The 25,796-nt window shown below is 33.6% G+C and carries 26 protein-coding genes and 2 tRNA genes; 17 read left to right on the top strand and 11 right to left on the bottom strand.

Annotation, left to right across the window (positions count from 1 at the left end):
* Positions 1-9 precede the first annotated feature (9 nt).
* The 3 genes from FLY87_RS05365 (at position 10) to FLY87_RS10145 (ending at position 2,907) form a co-directional block, all read left to right on the top strand.
* A complete protein-coding gene (locus FLY87_RS05365) occupies positions 10-732 on the top strand; it encodes an ABC transporter ATP-binding protein (protein WP_012546224.1) in 723 nt (240 codons plus the stop codon).
* 1 nt (position 733) lies between these two features.
* Positions 734-1,492: an ABC transporter permease gene (locus FLY87_RS05360; protein ID WP_012545091.1), complete on the top strand. Its 759-nt coding sequence runs from the start codon at positions 734-736 to the stop codon at positions 1,490-1,492.
* 74 nt (positions 1,493-1,566) lie between these two features.
* Positions 1,567-2,907, top strand: coding sequence for a nitrogen regulation protein NR(II) (locus FLY87_RS10145; RefSeq protein ID WP_181405993.1), 1,341 nt, complete (start codon positions 1,567-1,569; stop codon positions 2,905-2,907).
* Here FLY87_RS10145 and FLY87_RS05350 read toward each other — a convergent pair.
* The 10 genes from FLY87_RS05350 to pyrR form a co-directional block, all read right to left on the bottom strand.
* Positions 2,889-2,969, bottom strand: a tRNA-Leu gene (locus tag FLY87_RS05350). The two genes, FLY87_RS10145 and FLY87_RS05350, sit on opposite strands and share 19 nt — an antisense overlap.
* A gap of 22 nt (positions 2,970-2,991) precedes the next feature.
* Positions 2,992-4,257 carry a phosphoribosylamine--glycine ligase gene (purD, locus tag FLY87_RS05345; protein ID WP_141266496.1) on the bottom strand — a complete coding sequence of 422 codons (1,266 nt, stop codon included), beginning with the start codon at positions 4,255-4,257 and terminating at the stop codon, positions 2,992-2,994.
* On the bottom strand, positions 4,254-5,144 hold the full coding sequence (locus tag FLY87_RS05340) for a protoglobin domain-containing protein (protein ID WP_012546656.1): 891 nt from the start codon (positions 5,142-5,144) through the stop codon (positions 4,254-4,256). Before FLY87_RS05340 ends, purD begins: the two co-directional genes overlap by 4 nt.
* A gap of 1 nt (position 5,145) precedes the next feature.
* Complete coding sequence (gene purH / locus FLY87_RS05335; RefSeq protein ID WP_012545749.1) at positions 5,146-6,714, bottom strand: bifunctional phosphoribosylaminoimidazolecarboxamide formyltransferase/IMP cyclohydrolase; 1,569 nt, start codon at positions 6,712-6,714, stop codon at positions 5,146-5,148.
* Positions 6,711-10,028: a carbamoyl-phosphate synthase large subunit gene (carB, locus tag FLY87_RS05330; RefSeq protein ID WP_141266494.1), complete on the bottom strand. Its 3,318-nt coding sequence runs from the start codon at positions 10,026-10,028 to the stop codon at positions 6,711-6,713. Before carB ends, purH begins: the two co-directional genes overlap by 4 nt.
* A gap of 1 nt (position 10,029) precedes the next feature.
* Positions 10,030-10,269: a hypothetical protein gene (locus tag FLY87_RS05325; RefSeq protein ID WP_012544959.1), complete on the bottom strand. Its 240-nt coding sequence runs from the start codon at positions 10,267-10,269 to the stop codon at positions 10,030-10,032.
* A 52-nt stretch (positions 10,270-10,321) separates the two neighbouring features.
* Positions 10,322-11,413: a glutamine-hydrolyzing carbamoyl-phosphate synthase small subunit gene (gene carA, locus FLY87_RS05320; RefSeq protein ID WP_012545700.1), complete on the bottom strand. Its 1,092-nt coding sequence runs from the start codon at positions 11,411-11,413 to the stop codon at positions 10,322-10,324.
* Positions 11,413-12,720, bottom strand: coding sequence for a dihydroorotase (locus tag FLY87_RS05315; protein WP_012545202.1), 1,308 nt, complete (start codon positions 12,718-12,720; stop codon positions 11,413-11,415). Before FLY87_RS05315 ends, carA begins: the two co-directional genes overlap by 1 nt.
* Positions 12,721-13,629 carry an aspartate carbamoyltransferase catalytic subunit gene (locus FLY87_RS05310; protein WP_012545982.1) on the bottom strand — a complete coding sequence of 303 codons (909 nt, stop codon included), beginning with the start codon at positions 13,627-13,629 and terminating at the stop codon, positions 12,721-12,723.
* Positions 13,626-14,156, bottom strand: coding sequence for a bifunctional pyr operon transcriptional regulator/uracil phosphoribosyltransferase PyrR (pyrR, locus tag FLY87_RS05305; protein ID WP_012546581.1), 531 nt, complete (start codon positions 14,154-14,156; stop codon positions 13,626-13,628). Before pyrR ends, FLY87_RS05310 begins: the two co-directional genes overlap by 4 nt.
* A gap of 221 nt (positions 14,157-14,377) precedes the next feature.
* Between pyrR and FLY87_RS05300 the strand changes: the two genes are divergently transcribed.
* The 14 genes from FLY87_RS05300 to mnmE all read left to right on the top strand — a co-directional run bounded on the left by FLY87_RS05300 (position 14,378) and on the right by mnmE (position 24,748).
* On the top strand, positions 14,378-14,662 hold the full coding sequence (locus FLY87_RS05300; RefSeq protein WP_012545173.1) for an integration host factor subunit alpha: 285 nt from the start codon (positions 14,378-14,380) through the stop codon (positions 14,660-14,662).
* A 1-nt stretch (position 14,663) separates the two neighbouring features.
* Positions 14,664-15,005 (top strand): MerR family transcriptional regulator, encoded by a 342-nt coding sequence (locus FLY87_RS05295; protein WP_012546816.1) that lies wholly within the window; start codon positions 14,664-14,666, stop codon positions 15,003-15,005.
* Between the two features lie 2 nt (positions 15,006-15,007).
* A tRNA-Pro gene (locus FLY87_RS05290) sits at positions 15,008-15,082 on the top strand.
* A gap of 43 nt (positions 15,083-15,125) precedes the next feature.
* Complete coding sequence (gene lysS / locus FLY87_RS05285) at positions 15,126-16,610, top strand: lysine--tRNA ligase (RefSeq protein ID WP_012545717.1); 1,485 nt, start codon at positions 15,126-15,128, stop codon at positions 16,608-16,610.
* Positions 16,607-17,812 carry a lipoprotein-releasing ABC transporter permease subunit gene (locus tag FLY87_RS05280; protein ID WP_141266492.1) on the top strand — a complete coding sequence of 402 codons (1,206 nt, stop codon included), beginning with the start codon at positions 16,607-16,609 and terminating at the stop codon, positions 17,810-17,812. The genes lysS and FLY87_RS05280 overlap by 4 nt, the downstream gene beginning before the upstream one ends.
* Positions 17,813-18,064 (top strand): hypothetical protein, encoded by a 252-nt coding sequence (locus FLY87_RS05275; protein WP_012545980.1) that lies wholly within the window; start codon positions 17,813-17,815, stop codon positions 18,062-18,064. It begins immediately after the preceding gene.
* The gene (locus FLY87_RS05270; RefSeq protein WP_012546122.1) at positions 18,030-18,731 is read left to right on the top strand and encodes an ABC transporter ATP-binding protein; all 702 of its coding nucleotides are present in this window, start codon (positions 18,030-18,032) and stop codon (positions 18,729-18,731) included. Before FLY87_RS05275 ends, FLY87_RS05270 begins: the two co-directional genes overlap by 35 nt.
* A gap of 97 nt (positions 18,732-18,828) precedes the next feature.
* A complete protein-coding gene (gene thrS / locus FLY87_RS05265) occupies positions 18,829-20,682 on the top strand; it encodes a threonine--tRNA ligase (protein ID WP_012545243.1) in 1,854 nt (617 codons plus the stop codon).
* Positions 20,679-21,206: a translation initiation factor IF-3 gene (infC, locus tag FLY87_RS05260; protein WP_200855693.1), complete on the top strand. Its 528-nt coding sequence runs from the start codon at positions 20,679-20,681 to the stop codon at positions 21,204-21,206. Before thrS ends, infC begins: the two co-directional genes overlap by 4 nt.
* Before the next feature lie 56 nt (positions 21,207-21,262).
* Complete coding sequence (gene rpmI / locus FLY87_RS05255; RefSeq protein WP_012545453.1) at positions 21,263-21,463, top strand: 50S ribosomal protein L35; 201 nt, start codon at positions 21,263-21,265, stop codon at positions 21,461-21,463.
* A 13-nt stretch (positions 21,464-21,476) separates the two neighbouring features.
* A complete protein-coding gene (gene rpmH / locus FLY87_RS05250) occupies positions 21,477-21,617 on the top strand; it encodes a 50S ribosomal protein L34 (protein WP_012545609.1) in 141 nt (46 codons plus the stop codon).
* Positions 21,599-21,823 (top strand): membrane protein insertion efficiency factor YidD, encoded by a 225-nt coding sequence (gene yidD, locus FLY87_RS05245; protein ID WP_012546583.1) that lies wholly within the window; start codon positions 21,599-21,601, stop codon positions 21,821-21,823. The genes rpmH and yidD overlap by 19 nt, the downstream gene beginning before the upstream one ends.
* 4 nt (positions 21,824-21,827) lie before the next feature.
* Entirely contained in the window at positions 21,828-23,369 is a 1,542-nt protein-coding gene (gene yidC, locus FLY87_RS05240) for a membrane protein insertase YidC (RefSeq protein ID WP_012545913.1), read from the top strand.
* Positions 23,366-24,748, top strand: coding sequence for a tRNA uridine-5-carboxymethylaminomethyl(34) synthesis GTPase MnmE (gene mnmE / locus FLY87_RS05235; RefSeq protein ID WP_012546495.1), 1,383 nt, complete (start codon positions 23,366-23,368; stop codon positions 24,746-24,748). Before yidC ends, mnmE begins: the two co-directional genes overlap by 4 nt.
* On the opposite strand, the gene FLY87_RS05230 is transcribed toward mnmE, so the two are convergent.
* Complete coding sequence (locus tag FLY87_RS05230; protein ID WP_012545595.1) at positions 24,749-25,627, bottom strand: peptidyl-prolyl cis-trans isomerase; 879 nt, start codon at positions 25,625-25,627, stop codon at positions 24,749-24,751.
* Between the last annotated feature and the right edge of the window lie 169 nt (positions 25,628-25,796).

Below are 25,796 nucleotides of genomic sequence, written 5' to 3'. Positions count from 1 at the left end.
CTAAAAATTGTGGATGTAGTTGTAGGAAAAAATTTAACAAAATATTACAAAAAATTTAAAGCCCTTGATTCAGCCAATTTTGAGATAAAAGAAGGTGAATGCTTCGGATTTCTTGGTCCAAATGGTGCTGGAAAAACAACAATAATGGGAATGATTTACGGGTTTATTACTCTGTCTGAAGGGGAGATAAAAATATTTGGTATAAAAATAGACGAAAAAACCCTTCCAAAACTTAAAAGAAGAATTGGAGTTATTCCTCAGGACAACAATCTTGACCCTGATCTCAATGTCCTTGAAAATCTGATCGTTTATGCAAGATACTTTGATATATCTAAGAACGAAGCTATTAGAAGAGCCAAGGAACTTCTTAAATTTGTAAAACTTGAGGAATGGAGCAAAATCAATGTTAGGAAACTTTCAGGAGGGATGCAAAGAAAGCTTATATTTGCAAGAGGTTTAATAAATGACCCAGACATAATAATTCTTGATGAACCCACAACAGGTCTTGACCCTCGTAGCAGAAGACAGATATGGGATAAAATTGAAGTTTTAAAGCATTCTGGTAAAACACTTATCCTTACAACTCATTACATGGAAGAAGCTGAAAAACTCTGTGACAGGCTTGCAATTATGGACAAAGGTAAAATATTGATTATTGATACTCCCCAGAACCTTTCAATTAAATTTGGTGGAAATCTTGAGCATGTTTATTTAAATATGACTGAGGGATAAAATGGACTTTAAAAGAGCATTTAGGGTATGGCAAAGGAATGCAACAGTTTATAAAAAACTTTATCGTTCAAGTCTTACACTTAATTTTTTTGAACCTATGCTTTATTTAATCGCTCTTGGTTACGGGCTTGGAGGATTTATAAAAGAGATAAATGGAATGACATATATTGAGTTTATTGCTCCTGGAATTATAATGTCTTCAGCCATGTTTGCTGCTTGTTATGAATGCACTTACGGAACTTATGTTAGAATGGTTTATCAAAAAACATTTGACGCAATCTTAGCAACTCCAATAACTTTTAATGAACTTATACTTGGAGAACTCCTATGGGGAGCAACAAAAAGCCTGATTTATGGTACTGTTATAATTCTTGTTATTTCATTGTTTGGACTGGTCAAATCTTCTTATGTAGTTTTTCTTATTCCATTAATTCTTATGTGTGGCTTAATATTTGCCAGTTTATCTTTAATTGCAACAGCTATAGTTCCAGGAATTGATTCGTTTAATTACTTTTATACTCTTATTCTGACTCCTCTTTTTTTATTTTCAGGAATTTTTTTCCCTCTTGAAGACATGCCTGAGATTGTAATTAAACTATCTCAGGCAAATCCCTTGATGCATCTTGTAAATATTTCAAGGGCATTTTGCTATGGGAAGATTCCATATAGTTTTATTTATGATTTAATAGTGATTGTTATTTATCTATTTGTTCTCGCTCCATTTCCGTTTATTTTGTTAAAGAAACGTTATGTTTTGTAAATTTTACTTAAAGTTTTCTGAAATTATAAAAAAATTTGAATGAGCGTGAATTTTTTTTGCTATAATTTATCAGCGTGATAATTAAAGGAATTTCAGGCATAGTTTTGATTTATCTGTTTATTGGAAGTATGTGGATACTATTTTCCGATACGATACTTTCATATTTTATCAAAGATGTTTCTGAATTGACCAAATTTCAGACCTATAAAGGATGGTTTTATGTTTCTATCACAGGATTATTACTTTATTTCTTGATAAAGGGATACACGTGGAAGTTAATAAACTCTCAGAGAAGAATAAAAGAACTTTATAGTGAGCTCAATTCCTTTATTCAATTAATACCAGATGGTATTGTTATTATTTCACAGGATTTTAAAATTTTATGGATGAATACAGTAGTTGAAAAACTGTTGGATAAAAAAATTCATGAAGGAATTAATATGCACTGTTATGAGATTTTTTATAAAAAAAATGTTATCTGCGAAGTATGTCCTGTAAAGAAAGCCTTTGAAAATGTTTGTCTTGTAGAGGAAACTATAACTTATCTTTCAGGATCAATTTTCAACATAAGAGTTGTGCCCATATTTGATGAATATCATAAGGTTTCAAAGGTTATGGTTTTAATCAGAGATGTTACAAAACAGAAAAAAACAGAGGAACAATTAATTCAAGCGCAGAAGATAGAAGCAGCAGCTTTGTTAGCCAATGGAATTGCTCATGACTTTAATAATTTATTGACTCCAATCTTAGGTTTTTCAGGATTAGTTGAATCTAAGCTTGGCGCAAATCATCCTTTGTATCCTTATGTTGAACATATCCATTCATCCGCAGAGAAAGCAAAAGAGCTTATAAAAAGACTTCTTTCTTTCAGTAGAAAAGATACTACTGAATTTAAACCTTTGTATTTGGATGATTTACTGAAAGATTTTTTAGAATTTATTCATCCTATTCTGCGAAAGGATATTAAAATAATAACAGATTTAAATGTTGGCACTATTCAAATTTTTGCTGATAAAAACTTGATTGAACAGGTAATAATGAATCTTGTAACTAATGCGAAAGACGCTATGCCAGAAGGTGGGATTTTAAAGATATCAACATCATTAATAGAAATTGATGAAACATTCGTTAATACACATGGCTATGGTAAACCAGGTAGGTATGTGCTACTTTCAATTAGTGATACAGGTCATGGTATGGATGAAGAGGTCAAACAGAGAATATTTGAACCATTTTTTACAACAAAGGGAGATAAAGGAACAGGACTTGGTTTATCGGTTGTATACAATATAGTCCAACAACATAATGGCTATATAAATGTCTATAGTGAACTGCAAAAAGGCACAACTTTTGAAATATATTTCCCTGTTTTTGAAATCCTGAAAGAAAACTCAAATGCGAGAGGAGGGATTTGAACCCTCACGGGTCTCCCCACTGGATTCTAAGTCCAGCGCGTCTGCCATTCCGCCACTCTCGCAATATTTTATTTTAAAAGAATTTTAAAGATTCAATCCAATGTCTTTTCTATATTGCATTCCTTCAAATTTTATAAACTCAACAGCAGAGTATGCTTTTTGCCTTGCTTCTTTTATATCTTTGCCCAAAGCCGTTATTCCTAAAACTCTTCCGCCGTTAGTTACAATTTTTCCATCATCATCAAATTTAGTGCCTGCATGAAATACTGTAATATCCTTTAATCCTTTGAACATTTCGAGTCCATAAATAGGTATCCCTTTTTTATACTTTCCTGGATATCCCTCTGATGCCAGAATAACACATAAAGAGGCTTCATTTTTCCATTTCACATCTACTTTATTTAATTTTTGTTCTGCTATTGCCATAAAGATGTCCATAATATCAGTTTCAAGTCTTGGAAGAATTACCTGAGTTTCAGGATCTCCAAATCTACAGTTAAATTCAAGCACATAGGGCTTGTTGTTAATAATCATAAGCCCTGCATAGAGAATTCCTTTGTAAACTATTCCTTCTTGCTTTAATCCTTTAATAGTTGGCTTTATTACAGTTTCAAGAATTTCATATTCAAGTTCTGGAGTAATTATTGGGTTAGGGCTGAATGTTCCCATGCCGCCAGTATTTGGACCTTCATCGTTATCTAAAAGTCTTTTATGATCCTTAGATGTAACCATTGGTATAATGGTTTTGCCATCAGTAAAAACAAGATAGGAAACTTCTTTACCTTGAAGACACTCTTCAATTACAACTCTGTCTCCAGCAGAGCCAAAAGCTTTTTCTTTCATAATTAGTTTTAGAGCATCAACCGCTTCGTCATAACTTTGGCACACAAAAACTCCTTTGCCTGCAGCAAGTCCATCTGCTTTGATTACAATGGGTGTTCCTTTTAACCTGATATATTCTTCTGCATGTGTATAAGATGTGAAAACTTTATATTCTGATGTCGGAATTTTATGTCTTTTCATGAAATCCTTTGCAAATACTTTACTGCTTTCAATTTGTGCCCCAGCTTTTGTAGGACCTATTATTTTTCTTCCCTCTTTCTGAAATATATCAGCAATTCCTTTAGCAAGAGGCTCTTCCGGTCCTACAACTGTGAGATCAATCCATTCGTATTTTACAAAGTCTAAAAGAGCAGAGAAATTCTTGCTTTCAACTTCTACACATTCAGCAATTTCAGAAATTCCTGCATTTCCAGGAGCACAATAAATTTTGTCTACCACTTTTGATTGAGCAAGTTTCCATACAATAGCATGTTCTCTTCCTCCTGAACCTATAACAAGAACTTTCATCTTTTTTCCTCCTCTGTTCTTTTAACCAACCAGTATACTATACCAATTATGAGAATGGCAGCTATAAGTGAGATTATAAAATCAATTGTTTCATGTTTTAGTGTTGCTATCATAGTCTCTCTTATTACAGTAACAAGAGCAACTCCAACAAAAACGCTTATTCTGAATTTTCCTCCCTTAAGATGGGCAATCTCAGTATTTAAAAGTTCAAGCATAACCCACAGAATAAGTACTGAACCAAGGGCAGTTACAATTGTCTGTTCAAGTTTACCTGATAATATTTCATATATATCTTTTCCGCAAAGATAAATTACAGCAAAAGTAAGAATGCTTAATCCAACTATAAGGACAAGGCTTACAAGCTGAGAAAATATTTCACCGTATCTTACAAGTTGGATTTTTATTCTATAGGCTGGGGAATAACCTTTTATTTCTTCCTCAAGATAGGAGGAGGTTATAATATCAAGATTTATATCAAGTATTTTATTTATGGAAATTATATATTTTTCTCTGTCTTTTTCTATTTCCTCGCAAAGTATGTCAACACAAGCATTTCTTATAATATTTATTGCTCTTGTCATAAAATGAGGGTCAACTCCGACTCTTTCATGTCTTTGCCCAATTCTAATAAGAAAATCATAAAAGTAGTTATCATATTTACCTGAAAAAAGAGCTATAAACCATGTTCTTACAAGTCTCATTACATGCTTTATTAATGATTCGTTCTTAAAAACTCTTTTTGCCGACTCTGTTTGAATGATCCATTGATAAAGAGCTCCTACTACTTTCTCAGCTCTTTTTTCCATAAGAGGTTTAAGCTCTATAAGTCTTGCTTCATCTTCTTTTGTAAAATAATAATTTGCCTTTATTTCTTTAAATGGTCTCATTTTAATGTCTGAAATGCCTTATTCCTGTAAATACCATAGCTATATTATACTGATTTGCCGCATCTATTACTTCCTGGTCCCTAACAGAACCACCTGGCTGAATAATAGAAGTCACTCCATTTTGAGCAAGAACATCAATGTTATCTCTGAATGGGAAAAATCCATCAGATGCTACAACAGTGCCCTTTAGCGAACTTAATGCATGCATTGCACCTATTTTTGCTGAAAATACTCTGCTTGTTTGACCAATGCCAAGTCCTACTGTTCTGTCTTCTTTAGCATAAACTACGGCATTTGATTTTATATGTTTGCAAACCTTCCATGCAAACTTCAAAGCCTTCCATTCCTCATCTGTTGGTTGTCTTTTGGTTACCACTTTTGCTTGAGAAAATTCATTATCAACCTTATCCCACTCCTGCACTATAAACCCTCCAAGAATTCTTTTCAGATCAAATCCTGACGGTTGAATTTTATCAGATAGAGAGGGGAATCTCAACAGTCTGAGATTTTTCTTTGTTTCAAAAACCTCAAGTGCATCTTTGTCAAAATCTGGTGCGACAATTACTTCATAAAAAGTATTGATAATCTCCGAAGCTGTTTCTTTATCAACAACTCTGTTAAATGCAATTATTCCACCGAATGCGCTTACAGGATCACATTCAAAGGCTTTTTTATAGGCAGTATGAATATTTTCTCCTATGGCAACCCCGCATGGATTATTGTGTTTTACAATTACGCATACAGGCTCGCTGAATTCAGTTGCCAGAAGAACAGCAGAGTGGGTATCAAGATAGTTGTTGAAGGACATCTCTTTTCCTTGAAGCACATCTGCATCTATTAAAGAAGGGCTTTCATTGAGAGCATAAAGTGCTGCTTTCTGATGAGGATTTTCTCCATATCTCAGTGTTCTTGTCATCTTTAAAGGCAATGTCCAATCTTTTTTAAAGCCTGAAGGACTGATTTTTTCAAAATAATCTGCAATTAATGCATCATATCTTGCGGTATGAGAAAAAACTTTTTTTGCGAGTTCAAATTTTTTTTCAATGGATACGCTACCTTTCTTAATATCTTCAATTATAGAAGAATAATCATCAGGATCAACAATTACAATTACATCTTTATAGTTTTTTGCCGAGGCTCTTAAAAGTGTAGGTCCACCAATATCAATGTTTTCAATAGCTTCTTCTAAGAAAGCCTGAAGGTTGAGGTCTGAAGGTTGAAGAATTTGAGATAAATGTTTTTTTGCAACAGACTCAAAGGGATAGAGATTAACTACCACCATGTCAATAGGTTTTATTCCAAGTCTTTCCATTGCCTCAATATCCTCTTTATTATCCCTTCTTGCAAGAATTCCTCCATGTATTAGAGGATGAAGAGTTTTTACTCTACCATCCATAATTTCAGGGAAACCCGTATACTGGGATACATCTATTACCTTAATTCCTGAATCTCTTAATGTTTTTGCAGTTCCACCTGTTGAAAGAATCTCAACACCCAATTTATCAAGCTCTTTTGCAAAATCCACCAAACCTCTTTTATCCGATACACTTATTAATGCTCTTTTTATCACCCTGACACCTCCCTATGGTATTCTTGAATAGATTTAATTTTTAAAGGTATTTCTTTTAGTCTTCTTATAGCCTTAACAATAGCATTTGCTCCTGAAATAGTTGTTGTGTAAGGAATTTTGTAATGCAATGCTCCTCTTCTTATGTACATGGAGTCTCTTTGCGCTCTTTTGCCAAATACTGTATTTATTATAAAGCTAACCTGTTTATTTTTGATTAAATCAAGGACATTTGGTCTTCCTTCCTGAAGTTTGTTAACTATTTCTACATTTAAGCCATGTTCTATTAAATATTTTGCAGTTCCACGTGTAGCTATAATCGTAAATCCAAGGTCTATAAACTCTTTTGCAATTGGAAACACATGGGCTTTGTCTTTATCTTTCACACTTATAAAAACCTTTCCACTTAATGGAATTTTACCCATTGCACTCATTTGTGCTTTAGCATAGGCAAGCCCAAAATCTTCATCTATGCCCATTACTTCACCTGTTGATTTCATTTCTGGACCAAGTATCACATCTACTTCAGGAAATTTATCAAACGGGAAGATGGCTTCTTTAACTGTAACATATGGTAGTTTTATGTTATTTGTTAATCCAAGTTCTTTTAAAGTTTTTCCTACCATAATCTTTGATGCCATCTGAGCTAAAGGTACTCCTATGCTTTTACTAACATAGGGAATGGTTCTTGATGCACGAGGATTTACCTCAAGAACATAAATCTCAGAGTCTTTTACAGCATATTGAACATTCATCAGTCCTTTAACTTTAAGCTCTTTCGCAATTGATATTGTTTCTTCCTTAATTTTTTGAATTATTTCCTGTGAAAGGGAATAGGGTGGTAAAGAACAAGCGGAGTCTCCTGAATGAATTCCTGCTTCCTCAATATGCTGCATGATACCCGCAACAACTACATCTGCACCATCAGAGATTGCATCAACATCAACTTCTATCGCATCCTCAAGATATCTGTCAATTAGCACAGGATGGTCTTCAGAGGCTTTGACTGCCTCTCTCATATATCTACGCAAAGATTCTTCATCGTAAACAATCTCCATAGCCCTTCCACCAAGAACATAGGAAGGTCTTACAAGAATTGGATAGCCAAGAGTATCAGCTATTTTCAATGCTTCTTCAAGTGATGTGGCTGTTTCGCTTGGAGGCTGTTTCAGGTTTAGCTTGTCTACTAATTCTTTGAATCGTTTTCTGTCTTCTGCTCTGTCAATAGCATCTGCACTGGTCCCAAGAATGTTTACTCCATGAGACTCCAAAGCTTTTGCAAGTTTTAGAGGTGTTTGTCCTCCAAACTGCAGTATCACTCCAAGAGGCTTTTCTCTTTCTACAATGTGTAAGACATCTTCAAGGGTAAGTGGTTCAAAATATAGTCTGTCTGATGTGTCATAATCTGTACTTACTGTTTCAGGATTACAGTTTATCATGATTGTTTCATAGCCAAGTTCTCTCAAACCAAAGACTGAATGCACACAACAATAATCAAACTCAATTCCTTGACCTATTCTGTTTGGTCCAGAGCCAAGAATAATAACCTTATTTTTATTTTCAGTAGGTGGAGCATCAGAGTCCCAACAGGGTTTAGGCTGAAGGCTTAAGGCTGAAGTTTTAATATCTGATTTTTCATTCTGAAACAAAGAAGAACCTTCCAACACATAGAATTCCCTTTCATAGCAAGAATACATATAAGGAGTGTAGGCAATAAATTCAGCTGCACATGTATCAACAAGTTTATAGACAGGCTTAATATTTAACTTGTTCCTTAGACTTCTTATTTCTTCCTCTTTTTTCTTAAGAAGAATACCAATTCTTCTGTCTGAAAAGCCATTCTGTTTTGCATTGAAAATAATTTCTTTAAGTTCTTTGTCTTTTAGTTTTAAGTTTTGTGCAAATCTGAGATTTTCCTCAATTTCAATAATTTCTTTTATATTATTTAAAAACCATGGGTCTATCCCGCTTAATTCATATATTTCTTCTATAGTGAAACCTTTACGGAACGCTTCCGCAATATACCAAAGTCTTTCAGCAGTTGGATTTTTAATATGCCATCTTATGTCATCTTCGCTTGCATTGATTTCTTCAAGTCCGTAAGAACCTATCTCAAGAGAACGAATTGCCTTACCAAGAGCTTCTTTGAAAGTTCTTCCTATAGCCATAACCTCTCCCACAGACTTCATTTGAGTGGTAAGAATTGGATTAGCTTCAGGAAATTTCTCAAAAGTGAAACGAGGAATTTTAATCACAACATAATCAAGAGTGGGTTCAAAACTTGCAGGTGTTACCTTTGTTATGTCATTAGGAATCTCTTCAAGGGTGTATCCAACAGCAAGTTTTGCAGCTATCTTTGCTATAGGAAATCCTGTAGCTTTACTTGCTAAAGCTGAACTTCTGGATACTCTTGGATTCATTTCTATTATAACCATACGTCCATTTTTAGGATTTACAGCAAACTGAATGTTACTTCCACCTGTATCAACACCAATTTCTCTGATTGCTTTGATTGCGTTATCACGCATAATTTGATATTCTCTGTCTGTAAGAGTTTGAACTGGTGCAACTGTAATAGAGTCTCCTGTATGAACACCCATAGGATCAAAATTTTCAATTGAACAAACAATAACAACATTGTCTGATTTATCTCTCATTACTTCAAGCTCAAACTCTTTCCATCCAAGAAGACTTTCTTCTATAAGAACTTGACTTACAGGGCTTAGTTTAAGTCCTCTTTCAAGAAGTTCTTTAAATTCTTCAATGTTATATGCTACACCCCCTCCTGTTCCTCCTAAGGTAAAGGCAGGTCTCAGAATCGCAGGAAAGCCAATATAATCAATTGCTTCAAGTCCTTCTTTTAGACTATGAACTGCAGCTGAACGAGGGACTTCAAGTCCTATTTTTGTCATTGCCTGTTTAAAAAGCTCTCTATCTTCCGCTTTTTTTATAGCGTGGAGGTTCGCTCCAATAAGTTCAACGGAGTACCTATCAAGAATACCTGCCTCACCGAGCTGGACAGCAAGATTTAAAGCAGTCTGTCCACCAAGTGTAGGAAGTAGCGCATCTGGTCTTTCTTTTTTTATGATAAGTTCAAGAATCTCTGCAGTTAGAGGTTCAATATAAGTACTATCTGCCATTGATGGATCTGTCATGATAGTGGCGGGATTAGAATTGACTAAAACAACCTGGTAACCTTCCTGTTTTAAAGCTTTACAAGCCTGTGCTCCTGAATAGTCAAACTCACAAGCCTGACCAATAATTATGGGTCCTGAGCCTATAATGAGTATTTTTTTAATATCAGTTCTCTTTGGCATACTATTTTAAAAGTTCCTCCAATCCTTTAAGTCTTTCTTGTTCTCTTTCAAGGGCAAGTTTAGTCTCATAAAGTTTTCTTATTTTTTTATCTTTCAACATATCCTCATTCAATTGAGAAGCCTTGATTCCAAGCTCCTTCTCAAGAGACAGAATCTTTTTTTCATAATTCCTAATGTAATCCTTGCAGATATTTATCTCTCTCATTGTAGATATCCATACTTCATCGTAAGTTATAGCCATTCAACTACCTCCAACCTTTTCGTTATTTCAGCGCTTTAAGTTAATAGAAAGATCAAACATTTTCATATTCCCTAACAATTTCTCTAAATCTCTCAAAAACATCTAAAGCATCATTAGGACCTGGTCCTGCCTCTGGATGATGTTGAACTGAAAAAATTGGATACTCTACATGTTCCATTCCTTCTTCTGTTCCATCATAAAGGTTTTTATGGGTAAGCCTTACTTGTCCTTTAAGAGATGAAATATCAACACAATAGTTATGGTTCTGTGCTGTAATTGAAATCCTTCCTGTTTTTAAGTCCTTAACAGGATGATTACCTCCGTGATGTCCAAATTTAAGTTTATATGTTTTTCCTCCTAAGGCAAGTCCTAAGAGTTGATGCCCAAGACATATTCCAAAAAGAGGTTTTTTACCAATAAGCTTTTTAATGTTTTTCACTGCATAATTTAAAATCTGAGGGTCACCAGGACCATTACTAAGCATTATACACGAAGGATTCATCTCAAGCAAACTCTCAGCGGGTGTTTTGCCAGGAACAACATAGACTGAAAATCCGACTCTTTTAAGATTTCTTAAAATGTTTAATTTAACACCATAGTCATAGACTATGCATAGTGGTAAATCTTTTCCATTGTGATACCAATAAGGCTCCTTACACATCATATCGCTCACATGATCTATCTCTGAAATATCTGGATGGGCAAGAACTTTTTTATGTAAACTTACAGGGTCATGGTTTAAGGTAGAAATAATTCCCATCTGAGCTCCCTTATCTCTTAAATGTTTTGTAAGTGCACGGGTGTCAATACCATGTATGCCAACAATTCCATAATTTTTTAGATAATCTCCGAGACTTCCTTTTGATCGCCAATTGCTTGGATAGTTTTTATATTCCTTTACAATGAATCCTTCTACCTTGGGTCCGCCGAAAGATTCAACATCTTCTTCATTTACTCCATAGTTTCCCATCTGTGTATAGGTCATAACAACAATTTGTCCCTTATATGAAGGGTCTGTCAATATTTCCTGATATCCAGTAATTGAGGTATTAAATACTACTTCTCCTATGGACTCTCCTTCTGCTCCAAAGGAAAAACCTTCAAAGACAGTTCCGTCTTTAAGAACTAAAATAGCTTTTTTCATTACTGATCCCTCATATCAAAAATTTTCTTACCTTTAACTGTAAATAAGACTTTTCCTTTTAGTTTCCAGCCATCAAAAGGTGTATTTTTACCAAGTGATACAAATTTATCTTTTTTTACTGTCCAATTTTTATTTATATCCACAAGAATTAAGTCACCCTGAGCACCTTCTTTTATTCCCTCTTTTTTGAGGTTTAGTATTTTTGAAGGATTAAGTGTTAATTTTTCAATGAGTTTCCTTAAATTTAAGATTTTATCATGCACAAGTTTAAGACTAATGGCAAAGGCTGTTTCAAGTCCTGAAATTCCATTTAGAGCTTCCTGAAACGGAACTTTTTTCTCATCAATGTGGTGGGGCGCGTGATCTGTCGCAATAACATCAATTATTCCATCGCTCAAAGCATTTTTGATAGCTTCACGGTCTTCTTCAGATCGCAAAGGAGGATTTACCTTCGCATTTGTGTTATAGCCTGAAACCGCTTCTTCTGTAAGTGTAAAATAGTGTGGACAAGTTTCAGCTGTGACAGATACTCCTTCTTCCTTTGCTTTTTTTATTATTTCTACTGAACCTTTTGTTGATACATGGGCAATATGAACGGATGTTTTAAAATGTTTACTCAGTATCACATCTCTTGAAACCATTACTTCTTCTGATGCTTTAGGAATTCCTTTTAAGCCAAGATAGAAAGAGAGCTTCCCTTCATTCATTACTCCATCTTCGCTTAATGAGAGATCTTCACAATGGGATATAATCGGTGCACCAACTGCTTTTGAATACTCAAGGGCTCTTCTCATAATTAGAGAATTCATAACTGGCATTCCATCATCTGAAAAGGCAACACATCCTGCTTCCCTTAACATTGCCATTTCTGAAAGTTCCTCACCTTTAAGCCCTTTTGTAATAGCTCCTATTGGATATACATCGCAACTACCTTCTTCTTTGGCTTTTGCAAGAATGTAATATGTGACCTCAGGGTTGTCATTTACAGGATTTGTATTTGCCATGCAACAAACTGAAGTAAATCCGCCTCTTACTGCAGCGAGTGTTCCTGTGCGAATAGTTTCTTTATATTCATATCCAGGTTCTCTCAAATGAGTATGCATATCTATAAGACCTGGGAACACATAGAGTCCAGACGCATCTATCTCTAAAATAGAGACTGAAGGTTGAAGACTTAAGGCAATAGGTGTGATTTTCCTTTTGAACTTAACTTTTGAAATAATGCCGTCATCAATAAATATGTCAGCAATGCCTTCTTTATTTGTAAAAGGGTCAATTATATATGCATTGTAAATTTTTATAAACAACTAAGCCTCCTTTGGTGTTAAAAGATAAATTACAGCCATTCTTGTAGCAATGCCATTTGTTACCTGTCTGAGGATTATTGAACGAGAACTATCTGCAACCTCTGTTGAAATTTCCACCCCTCTATTCATAGGTCCTGGATGCATTATAATTACATCATTTTTTAAATAGGAGAATGCTTCTTTCTTCAACCCCCAAACATGAAAATACTCTTTTAAGGAGGGAATAAAAGCACCTTTTTGCCTTTCAAGTTGAATTCTAAGAAGCATTACTACATCAGCATCTTTAATACCTTTTTTTAGGTCATAAAAAATTTTCACATTATCAGGTGCATCTTCTGGTAGAAGAGTAGGTGGACCTACAAATCTTATATCAGTATCAAATTTGCTTAAAAGATAGAGATTTGAACGAGCAACTCTACTATGAATTATATCTCCTACAATAGCTATTTTAAGCCCATCAAGTCTGCCCTTTACTTCAAGAATACTGAAAGCATCAAGCAAAGCTTGAGTTGGATGTTCATTTGTGCCATCTCCAGCATTTATGACAGAAGCAGGCGTATGTTCTGCAACAAACTTGGCTGCTCCTGAAGAGGAATGTCTAATTACAATATAGTCAACATTATATGCCTCAATGGTTTTCAGGGTATCATAAAGAGTTTCTCCTTTTACAACACTGCTTGTACTTATTGAGAAATTAAGCACATCAAGGCTAAGACGTTTTTCAGCAAGTTCAAAGGATGTTCTTGTTCTTGTTGATGGTTCAAAGAAAAGATTAATGGCTGTTTTTCCACGTAGTGTAGGAACTTTTTTGATATCTCTGCTAAGAACTTCTTTAAAAGCTTTAGCTGTATTGAGAATTTCCTCAATATTCTGCCTTGAAAGCTCTTTTATTCCAATAAGGTCTTTCATTGTGTAATCAAAACTACTGAATCCTTCCCCTTAATTTCTTTGAGATATACTTTAATTTTCTCATTTCTTGAGGTAGGTATGTATTTACCTGTATAGTTAGCCATTATTGGTAATTCTCTGTGCCCTCTGTCAATTAAAACAGCAAGTTGAATTTCGGCTGGTCTTCCAAAATCCATCAATGCATCCATTGCAGCTCTGGTTGACCTCCCTGTATAGAGAACATCATCTACAAGTATGACCTTCTTTTCATCAATACTAAAAGGAATATGAGTAGGTTTTATTGCCTTACGCTTTTTTGAAAGATTTATATCATCTCTGTAAAAAGATATATCAAGGCTTCCTAATGGAACATTCATACTTTCTATTTGTTCTATCTTTTTTTTGATTCTTTCAGCAAGATATACACCACCTGTTACAATACCTATCAAACATATATTTTCAGCTCCCTTGTTCCTTTCTAATATTTCGTGGGTAATCCTGTTAAGGATTCTTTCTATTTCCTGTTCATTGAGAAGTTCTTTTTCCATAGTGAGAGATTATAAACCTAAAATCATTAAATTATACACGATTTTGAAAAATTTTTCTATAAAACTTTTAAGCTCTTTTAAATAAATATAGCATTTCACTTTTGTTGGTTAATATAACAACTCTTTAGTTTTTTGATTTTCAGAAGAACCTATAATAACTTGACAATATTGCAATATAATAGGATAAAATTCAATGAATTACAAGTAGACAGGAGGCAGTAATGACCAAAGCAGACCTTGTTAATTTTATTTTTGAAAGAGTGGGATTGCCGAGAACAGAGATACACAAGATTGTGGAAACAGTGTTTGAGACAATGAAGGAGGCTTTACAGGAAGAAGAGGTAGTAAAAATATCAGGTTTTGGGGTTTTTACAGTAAGAAGGAAAGGAAGTAGGATAGGTAGAAATCCAAAAACTATGCAGATTGTTGAGATCAAGCCCAGAAAGGTAGTGACTTTTAGACCAAGTGAACAGTTGAAGCAGTCCATTCAGAAAAACATAAGCTGAAATGGGGGAAGCATTACAAAAAGAATTACCTTTTAAAATTTTTTATAAAATTGGCGAGACAAGTAGAATTGTTGGTGTAGAGCCTTATGTTTTAAGATATTGGGAAACAGAATTTCCTTTTTTAAAGCCTAAGAAGACAAAGACTGGACAAAGATTGTATACTAAAAAAGATATTGAAATTATTTTGTTAATAAAAAAGATGCTTTATGAAGATAGATACACAGTAGAAGGTGTAAGACAGAAATTGGGAAATAGATTAATTCCCTGTGAAAGATTTTCAAGGGAAGATATAATAGAAAAAATAAGATATAAGCTTAAAGAGATTTTGAGGATGCTTTCCTGAATCGGGGCGTAGCGCAGCCTGGTTAGCGCACTCGCTTGGGGTGCGAGTGGTCGGCCGTTCAAATCGGCTCGCCCCGATTTTTTAATGAAATAAAAATTGAAGGGGGTATAACTTATAACTATGCAGGAAACGCCGCTTTCAGAGTTGATTCAACAGAGGATTAAAAAACTTACCGCATTAAGAAGTCTTGGTATAGAGCCTTATAATGGAACATTTGAACCTTCAGATAGCACTGAAGATATTTTTAAAAAATTTGGAGAATTTGAGAAAGAACATTTAGAAAATGAAAATATAACCATATCAGTTGCTGGAAGAGTAATTCTGTTAAGAGATTTTGGTAAAGCAGCTTTTGCTCATGTTCAGGATTCAAAGGGGAAAATTCAGATTTATTTAAGAAAAGATATATTAGGAGAAAAGTTTTCATTAATTAAAAATCTTGATATTGGAGATATTGTAGGAGTTGAAGGAAGGCTTTTTAGAACAAAAACTAATGAATTAACCATAGAAGTTCATAATTTTGTATTTTTAAGCAAGTCTTTGAGACCTCTTCCAGAAAAATGGCATGGTCTTAAAGATATTGAGGCACGGTACAGGCAAAGATATGTTGACCTTATTGTAAATCCATCAGTAAAAGAAACATTTGTAAAGAGACAGCTAATTATAAAGTATTTAAGAGAGTTCCTTGAAAATGAGGGTTTTCTTGAGGTTGAAACTCCTATGATGCATACAATAGCTGGTGGAGCAAGAGCAAAGCCTTTTAAAACATATCATGAAGCTCTTGATATGGAGCTTTATTTAAGAATCGCTCCTGAACTTTATTTGAAGAGACTCTTGGTTGGAGGCTTTGAAAGAGTTTTTGAAATAGGAAAAAACTTTCGTAATGAGGGAATCTCAACAAAACATAATCCTGAATTCACAATGATAGAGTTTTATGTAGCCTATAAAGATTACAACTGGCTTATGGATTTTACAGAAAAACTTTTAAGTTACATTACTCAGAAAGTTTGTGGAAGTCTTCAGGTAAAATATGGAGATTATATAATTGATTTTACTCCGCCCTTTAAAAGAATTACCATGTTTGATGCATTGAAAAATAAAGGTGTACCTGAAGAAGTGATGAAAGATTGCAATCTTGCTTTTAAATGGGCTAAGGCAAAAGGTATAGAGATTCCTGAAGGAAGTAGTCTTAGTAAGGTGCTTGATGAGATATTTAAGGAAGTCGTTGAACCAGAGTTGATTCAACCAACATTTATTATTGATTATCCTGTTGAGCTTTCGCCATTGGCAAAGAGGAAAAAGGATAATCCAGAACTTGTTGAAAGATTTGAACTTTTTATCGCAGGCAGAGAAATGGCTAATGCCTTCTCAGAGTTGAATGATCCTCTTGACCAAAAAGAGAGATTTCTACGCCAACTTGAAGAAAGACTTAAGGGTGATGAAGAAGTTCCAGAAATGGATGAAGATTTTGTAAGAGCACTTGAAATTGGTATGCCTCCAGCAGCAGGTGAAGGCATTGGAATAGATAGACTTGTCATGATTTTGACTAACAATCAATCAATAAGAGATGTTATTCTCTTTCCTCTTTTAAGACCAGAGACAAAATGAGACTTCCCTTTTTTATTGCTTTAAGATATTTGAAAAGTAGAAAAAAAGGGCTTTCATTCGGGACAGTAATTTCTATAAGCGGGATTGCGCTTGGTGTTATGGCTCTGATAGTTGTTATATCTGTAGTAAGTGGATTCCATGAGGATTTACAGAAAAAAATTCTTGGCACCCAATCGCATGCTGTGCTTTTGAGTTACTCTGGAGGTATCAGTGATTATAAAACTATGATGGATTTTTTATCAAAAAAAAATGAAATTCAAGCATGCTCTCCCTTTATAATGGGACAGGTATTGATTTCATCAGGTAAAAGGGCTCATGGAGTTTATCTTAGGGGTATTATTCCAGAATATGATAGAAAGACTACAGAAATATTCAAATATATCAAATATAAATACGAAAATTATACAGAGTTACCATGGATAATAATAGGCAAAGAGCTTGCTAACATGCTCGGAGTATTGCCTGGCGATACAATTACAGTTATATCTCCAATGGGAACAATGGGTCCGCTTGGCATAATTCCTAAGGTTAAAAAATTTATTGTTACTGGGATTTTTGAGATAGGAATGTTTGAATATGATATGAATCTTGTTATAACAGACCTGAAGATAGCCCAAGATTTTTTTGAATATGGAAACAAAGTAACAGGTATTCAGCTTAGACTTAAAGATGTTTACAAAGCAAACTTTATCAGTCAGGCTATTACTAAGGAGCTTGATGGAGAGTTTTATGTTAAAGATTGGATGCAGATGAATAAAAATCTTTTTTCTGCTCTTAAACTTGAAAAGTTCGCAATGTTCATTATTCTAATATTGATTGTTCTTGTTGCTTCATTTAATATAATAAGCATGTTAATGGTAAATGTAACTGAAAAACAGAGAGATATTGCTATACTTAAATCAATGGGTGCAACCGACAGGTTGATAAAACTAATTTTCATGTGTCAGGGACTTATTATTGGGTTAATTGGAATTTTGGTGGGTTTAACAGGAGGTCTTATTTTATGCGAAATTGTTAGGTCTTATGATATTGTTAAACTTCCAGCAGATGTTTACTATCTGAGTAAATTACCTGTTAAGGTTAAGGTTCTTGATATTGTTTTGATATGTGCAAGTGCTTTATTTATCAGCCTTGTCTCCACTATATATCCTGCTCACAGAGCTTCAAAAATAAATCCTGTTGAGATTTTGAGGTATGAATAGGTGTTTAAATTCATAAGAAATATCGGATGTCTGAGTATAATTGTTTTTATTATTTTTTTTGTTGTAGCATTGTTTTTTGGTGGAGAAAAAATTAGACAAGCTGGAGATAAAACAACAGGAATTGTTAAAAAAGGATTTCACTATGCTGCAGATAAAGCAGACAGTATTCATCAATTTATATTGAAGAAAATAGAAGAGTTTGGAAAACCTTTTCGTGATGAAAAAAGAGATACTAATAACAAAAAACCTTAAAAAAACTTACTGGACAAAGGCTGGCTCAATAGAAGTATTAAAGGGAATTGATTTTATAGCCTATCATGGTGAAATTGTTGCAATTACAGGAGCAAGTGGAGTTGGCAAAAGCACATTTCTTCATGTAATTGGCACTCTTGATATTCCAACATCAGGTGAAATTTTGTATAAATTTGATGGTGAAATAAATCCTTTCAATCTTTCAAGAGATGCCCTTTCAGAGTTTCGTAATAGAAATATTGGTTTTGTATTTCAGTTTCACTATCTTTTACCTGAATTTAATGTTATTGAAAATATTGTAATGCCTGAATTAATTGCAAATGAACATAAAAGGGCGAGACAAACTTATGAATCACTCAAGGAAAAGGCTCTTGAAATACTAAAAAAATTAGGGATAGCAGAAAGAGCTTTTCATCGTCCAGGTGAACTCTCAGGAGGAGAGCAGCAAAGAGTTGCAATTGCAAGAGCTTTATTTAAAAATCCTCCTCTTATACTTACTGATGAGCCCACAGGAAATCTTGATTCAAGCTCTGCCAAGGAACTTTTTGAGCTTTTTAAAAAAATTAATTCAGAAATTGGCACAACTTTTATAATTGTTACTCATAATGAATCTCTTGCACAGCAATGCACAAGAAAACTGAGAATGATTGATGGAGTTTTAGTATAAGATATTGATTATTGTATTGCTTTTAGATTAATATAGATTTAAAATTTTAAGGAGGTTAGGCATAAAAGTAAAAATTAAAGACAATATTGTTGAGTTGATGCCTGAAGAACTAAAGAAACTATTGAAAGAAAATCAGGCAATAGCCCTCAAAATAAATAGAGAAATAAAAGATCTATCATTCATATCTTCTCTTAATGAAGATGAAGAAATTGAAATAATTACTCCTCAAAGCAAAGAAGGGCTTGAAATACTTAGACATTCGGTAGCTCACATAATGGCTCATGCTGTAAAAGATTTATTCCCAGATGTGAAAGTTACCATAGGACCAGCAATTGAAGATGGATTTTATTATGATTTTGATAGAGATACTCCTTTTACAGAAGAAGACCTTCAAAAAATAGAAAAAAGAATGCATGAAATAATTAAATCAAGGCAGCCATTTATAAGAAAAGAAATATCAAAAGATGAAGCAATAAAGCTTTTTGAAAGTCTTGGTGAATCTTATAAAATTGAAATAATAAATGAAATAGAGGATGAGAAAGTTTCCATATATGAAGAAGGTGGATTCATAGATTTATGTAGAGGTCCTCATATCCCTCATACAGGTATTGTTAAGGCATTCAAGCTTTTAAGTGTTGCTGGAGCTTACTGGAGAGGGGATGAAAGAAACAAGATGCTTCAGAGGATATATGGCACTGCTTTTCCCACTAAAGAAGAGTTACAGGACTATCTTAATTTTCTTGAGGAAGTTAAAAAGAGAGACCATAGAAGACTTGGTAAACAACTCAGACTTTTTGAAATAAGTGAAGAAGTTGGTCCTGGTCTTATAATCTGGCTTCCTAATGGAGCAATCGTTAGAAAGATAATAGAGGATTTCTGGAAGGACGAACATTTAAAAGCAGGATATCAACTTCTTTATACCCCACATATTGCAAGGCTTGATTTATGGAGAAAAAGTGGACATTTAGATTTTTATAGAGAAAACATGTATTCACCTATGGAAATTGACGAAATTGCGTATCAGCTTAAGCCTATGAATTGCCCATTTCATATTCAGGTTTATAAATCCGAACTTCGGAGTTATAGAGAACTTCCATTAAGATTTGCAGAACTTGGAACAGTTTACAGATATGAAAGGTCAGGAGTTCTTCATGGACTTTTAAGAGTGAGAGGTTTTACACAAGACGATGCTCATATATTCTGTACAGAAGAACAGCTGGAAGAAGAGATTCAAAAAGTTCTTGATTTTACTGTGTTCATTCTTTCAACATTTGGTTTCACTGCTTATGATATATATATTTCCACAAGACCTGAAAAATATGTTGGAAGCATTGAGAATTGGGAAAAAGCAACATTTGCTTTAGAAGAAGCACTTAAAACAAGAAATCTTCCATATCAGATTGACCCAGGTGAAGGAGTTTTTTATGGACCCAAAATTGATATAAAAATAAAAGATGTTCTTAATAGGTCATGGCAATGTAGCACAATTCAAGTTGATTTTAATATTCCAGAAAGATTTGACATCACATATAGAGGAAAAGATGGCAAAGAACACAGGCCAATTATGATACATAGAGCTCTGATGGGCTCACTTGAAAGATTTATGGGAGTGTTGATTGAGCACTATGCGGGTGCTTTCCCCCTATGGCTTGCTCCTGTGCAGATTGAAGTGATGTCTATTTCTGAAAAACATGCTGATTATGCAGCCAGAGTTTATAGACAACTGATAAATAATGATTTCAGAGTTAAGTTAAATATTGACAATGAAAAAATAGGATACAAGATAAGAAATGCAACCTTGAACAAAGTTCCTTATATGGTAATAATTGGCGATAAAGAAATTGAAAATAATGCTATAACTGTTCGTAAAAGAGATGGAGAAAATTTTGAACTTATAAAATTTGAAAAATTTATAGAGTTTCTTGTTAACGATATAAAAGATAAAAAATAATTCAAGGAGGTGGGAAAATAGCAACAAAGGATATCAGAGTAAATGAAGCAATTAAGGCAAAGGAAGTAAGACTTGTTGATGAAAATGGTAAGCAAATAGGAGTAGTAAATACAAAAGAAGCTATTCAAATAGCTCGTGAAAGAGGTTATGATCTTGTAGAAGTAGCACCAAATGTAAGTCCTCCAGTTTGCAGAATAATGGATTATGGAAAATATAAGTATCAACTTGAAAAAAAAGGTTCTTCTAAAAAGCCTTCTACTGTAAAGGAAATAAAAATAAGACCTCAGATTTCAGACCATGATCTTCAGCTTAAAGTCAAACATATTAAAAGATTTCTTGAAGATGGGGATAAAGCAAGGATAACTCTTTTTTTCAGAGGCAGAGAAATTGTTCACTCTGAAATGGGAATGAAAGTTTTTGATAAAATAAAAGCCCTTCTTGTAGGATTTGCACATAAAATTGAACAAGAGCCCCGTCTTGAAGGCAACAGTATGAGTATGATTATAGCTCCCGGTAAAGATTGATAATTTTGGATAAAATTTATTAAAATAGTTGTCTAAACTTGTGAAGGGGGTTATTTATGCCAAAACTTAAAACTCACAGAGGAGCAGCGAAAAGATTTAAAGTTACAGGAACAGGAAAAATTATGCGAAGAAGAGCCAATAAAAGTCACTTGCTTACAGGGAAGCCTTCAAAAAGAACAAGACATTTAAGACAGATTGCTCAAGTTGATGAGACTCAATATAAGGCAATAAGAATGCTTATTCCATATAAGTTTTAACAGGAGGTAAAAATTGGGAGCGTATACAACTTATCATCCACATAAGCTTAAAAAGAAAAGAACACATGGTTTTCTTAAAAGAATGAGCACTCCGGGTGGAAGAAGAGTTATAAAAAGAAGAAGAGCAAAGGGTAGATGGAGATTAACTCCATAATCTCTAAAATTTTATTAATTCTGATAAAAATATACAGGAGGTTTGTCTCTCCATTTATGCCTCCTACATGTAGATTTATTCCAACATGTTCAGATTATGCTGAACAAGCTATAAAAAAATATGGGATAAAGGGTATTTTTCTTGCAATAAAACGAATACTTAAATGTCATCCTTTTCATCCAGGAGGATATGATCCATTAAGGTGAGGTTATGGAAAAAACAGGATTAAGAGCATTTTTAGCAGTTATTTTAAGTATGGCTATTTTATTTGGTAGTCAGTATTTATATACAAAGTACTACAAACCTTCAGAAGTTCAACAACAACCTGTGGAAGTAAAAAAAGAAGATAAGAAACAAATTCCTCAATCAGTCCAACCTGAGCCTTTAAAAAAAGAAGAACCAAAGCAGATTTCTAAGGATATAAAATATAGAGAAGTTTCTATTGAAAATGATGTTTTTAAAGTAATTCTTTCAAATGAGGGCGCAACCATCAAATCTGTAGAACTTAAGAAATATAAAGACAACAGTGGTAAACCTATTATTTTAACTTCATCTGATATTCTTCCACTTTCAATTTCAAAAGATGGTAAGTTCAATTATTCAAAAGTCATGTTTAATATAGATGATTCAAATGTCTCTTTTAAAAACTCTAATCAGGCGGTTGTTGTATTCACCTATAATGACAGCAATATTTTTTTAAAAAGAACGTTCTTTTTTAACAAAACTGATTATGTAATAGACATAAAGGAGGAAGTTAAAGGCTTTGGCAGTTACTATGTGACACTTGGGAAAGATTTTGGAATTTTTGAAAAAGAAGACTCACCTCACTGGGGACCTGTAATTTTGAAAGAAGCTGACAGGATTGAGTTGAATCCTTCAAAAATAAAAGAAACTAACACATACAAAGAAGGTGTAAAATGGATTGCCCAAGAAGATAAATACTTCTTTTCAGCTATTGTGCCTGTAACCAAGGCAAATCAATTTGTTGTTTTGCCTTATAATGGCGATGCTCTTACAGGAGTAGAATTTAATGATGGTATTAATAGCTATAGAGTATTTGCCGCTCCAAAGGAGTACGATTATCTCAAAAAATTTAATGTAGGGCTTGAACATATAGTTGATTTTGGATTTTTTTCAATTATTGCTCGTCCTCTTTTCTGGTTTCTAAAACTTTTATATAGCTTGATAGGGAATTATGGTATAGCAATAATAATACTTACAATTCTTGTAAGAATTCCTTTTATACCTATAGTGAATCGTGGGCAGAAGTCAATGCAAAAACTTAGCGAACTTCAACCAAAATTAATGCAGTTAAAAGAACAATACAAGAATGACCCTCAGCGACTTCAAAAAGAGATGATGGAGCTTTATAAAAAATACAAAATTAATCCAATGAGCGGATGTCTCCCAATGCTTCTTCAGATTCCTGTATTTTTTGCTTTATATAAGATTCTCACAATAGCTATAGAATTAAGGCAAGCACCTTTTATGTTCTGGATACATGACCTTTCAGCAAAAGACCCTTATTATGTGCTTCCTATTATTATGGGTGCTACAATGTTGATTCAACAAAAAATGACTCCATCAACTGCAGATCCTACGCAGCAAAAGATAATGTTACTTTTGCCAGTAGTATTTACATTTTTATTCCTGAGCTTTCCTTCAGGACTTGTTCTTTACTGGCTTATAAATAACTTGTTTGGAATTGCTCAACAGTTTTACATTAATAAAAAAATCAAAAAATCCGTGTGATCTCATCTGAATTTGACACAATTGCTGCTATAAGCACTCCTTTAGGAGAAGGAGGTATTGGAATAATTCGCATAAGTGGCAGACAGGCTATTTCAATTGCAAGCAAAATTTTTCATTCTCCTAAAGGAATCAATTTGCAAAATGTAAAAACACATACAATTCATTACGGTTTCATAATTGATCCTTCTACCCAAGAAAGAGTTGATGAAGTACTGGTTACTGTTATGCGAGCCCCAAATACTTACACAAGAGAAGATATTGTAGAGATAAACTGTCATGCAGGATATATTACATTAAAAAGAATTCTTGACATAGTTTTATATGAAGGTGCAAGACTTGCTGAACCAGGTGAATTTACAAAACGAGCTTTTTTAAGAGGCAGAATAGATTTAAGTCAGGCTGAATCTGTGATTGACCTCATTAGAGCTAAAACTGAACAGGCACAAAAGATTGCACTGGAACATCTTAGTGGAAGACTTTCAATAAAAATAAATGAGTTGAGAGATGCTCTCATGAGAGTTTGTGCGCATATTGAAGCATACATTGATTTTCCGGAAGAAGATATTGATGGATTCACAGAAGAAGAAATTATAAAGGAAATAACCCATATAAAAGATGAGATAAAAAAACTTATTGAAGGATATGAAGAAGGTAAGATTTATAGAGAAGGACTTACAACTGCAATTGTTGGGAAACCCAATGTTGGTAAATCATCGCTTTTAAATGCTCTTTTAATGAAAGACAGAGCAATTGTGACAGAGGTTCCTGGAACAACGAGGGATATTATTGAAGAATATGTGAATATTAAAGGAATGCCGCTCAAGATTGTTGATACAGCAGGTATAAGGCAAGCTCATGACCTTGTAGAGGCTGAAGGAATTAAAAGAACATTAAGAGCCGTTGAGTTAGCTGAGCTTGTTTTGCTTGTTCTTGATGCAAGTAGACCTATTGATAGTCTTGATGAAGAGATAATAAGCAGGATTACTCAAAAAAGATTAATTGTTGTAATAAACAAAAAAGACATAAAAAACAAAGAGTTTCAATTGCCTGATTTTCTTAAAAATAAGCCAACTGTGGAAATTTCTGCTTTAAAAGGAGAAGGAATAGAAGAATTAAAAGAGCTTATTTTTAAGACAACCATTTCAGGCAAGTATGAGCAAGAGGGATTAGTGGTAACAAAACTAAGGCACAAATTAGCCCTTGATAGTGCATTGAATGCTTTAGAAAACGCATTTCAAAGTTTTAAAAATAAAGAGCCTCTTGAGATTACTGCTATGTTTCTCAGAGAGGCTCTTGGCTTTCTGGGTCAGATTATTGGAGTTGTTACTACTGAAGAAATTCTAAATTTAATTTTTAGTGAGTTTTGCATTGGAAAATAATTATTTATTTTGCTGTGGTTGTATAGATTTCCCTCCAATTAAGGACTGATTAAGTATTTCTTGTAAAGCTTTTTCATTAATCTCTACTTTATGTTTCTTTTTCAAATCATCAATATAAGTGTTAAACCAATCCTGCTGTTTTTTTGCTTTAAGTTGTTCAATGAGTTGTCCTTTTATTTGTTCAAAATCAATTGGATTACCCTTGACATCTGTAATTTTAAAAATATAAAGCTCTCCCTTGAAAGTAAGAGGCATGCTGACCTGTCCTTTTCTTAGGCTGAATGCAACATTTTCAATCTGGGGATTAAGTTGACCTTTTTTAAAAAATCCAATATCTCCACCAGATGCTTTTGTTTTCTCATCTCTTGAAAGTTCTTTTGCTATTTTGCTAAATTCTTCACCTTTATCTATTCTTTCATAAACTTTCTTAGCTTCATCTTCATTTTTTACTACAATTTGACTTAATCTGACTTCAACCGGCTTAATAAACATGTCTTTATTTTTTTCATAGTATTCCTTAGCATCCTGTTCAGTGACCTGCTGGAGTGTTTTAATTTCCTGCTCAAGTAACATATTGATTAATGTAATCTTTTTGAATTCTTCCATTCTTCTTTTAAATTCTTCTGATTTGGCCAGATTTTTTTTCTTTGCTTCTTCATATAAAACTTCTCTTTTAATCAGTTCGTCTTTCAGACGATTAACGCCTTCAGGTGAGGCAAGAAATGCTTTTGTCTGTGGTGGAAGACTTTTAATATCTTCCTGAAGTTCTTTTTTTGTAAGTTTTGATGAGCCTGCTTTTACAACTACTTCATCACTTTTACTGCATGCAAAAAAAAGTGAAAAAATTGTAAAGATAACAAAAATTTTTAAATACTTCATGCTTCTTCTCCTTTCAAAAATTTCTTTAATTTAACATTAAACAAAAATTTTAAGCAAATTCTTTTGTGGTTCAATATGCTAAAGGTGTGTTTAAAATTTTCAGGGGTGAATAGTTCAGAGAGCAGTGATATTGCTATGTAATACGGGGCGACGCCTTTCTTCTCATTCC

This window comes from Thermodesulfovibrio sp. Kuro-1 (assembly GCF_006538445.1).
Lineage (GTDB): Bacteria > Nitrospirota > Thermodesulfovibrionia > Thermodesulfovibrionales > Thermodesulfovibrionaceae > Thermodesulfovibrio > Thermodesulfovibrio yellowstonii.
Note: the sequence above shows the minus strand (reverse complement) of the source record. Positions and strands in the feature narration are given on the sequence as shown.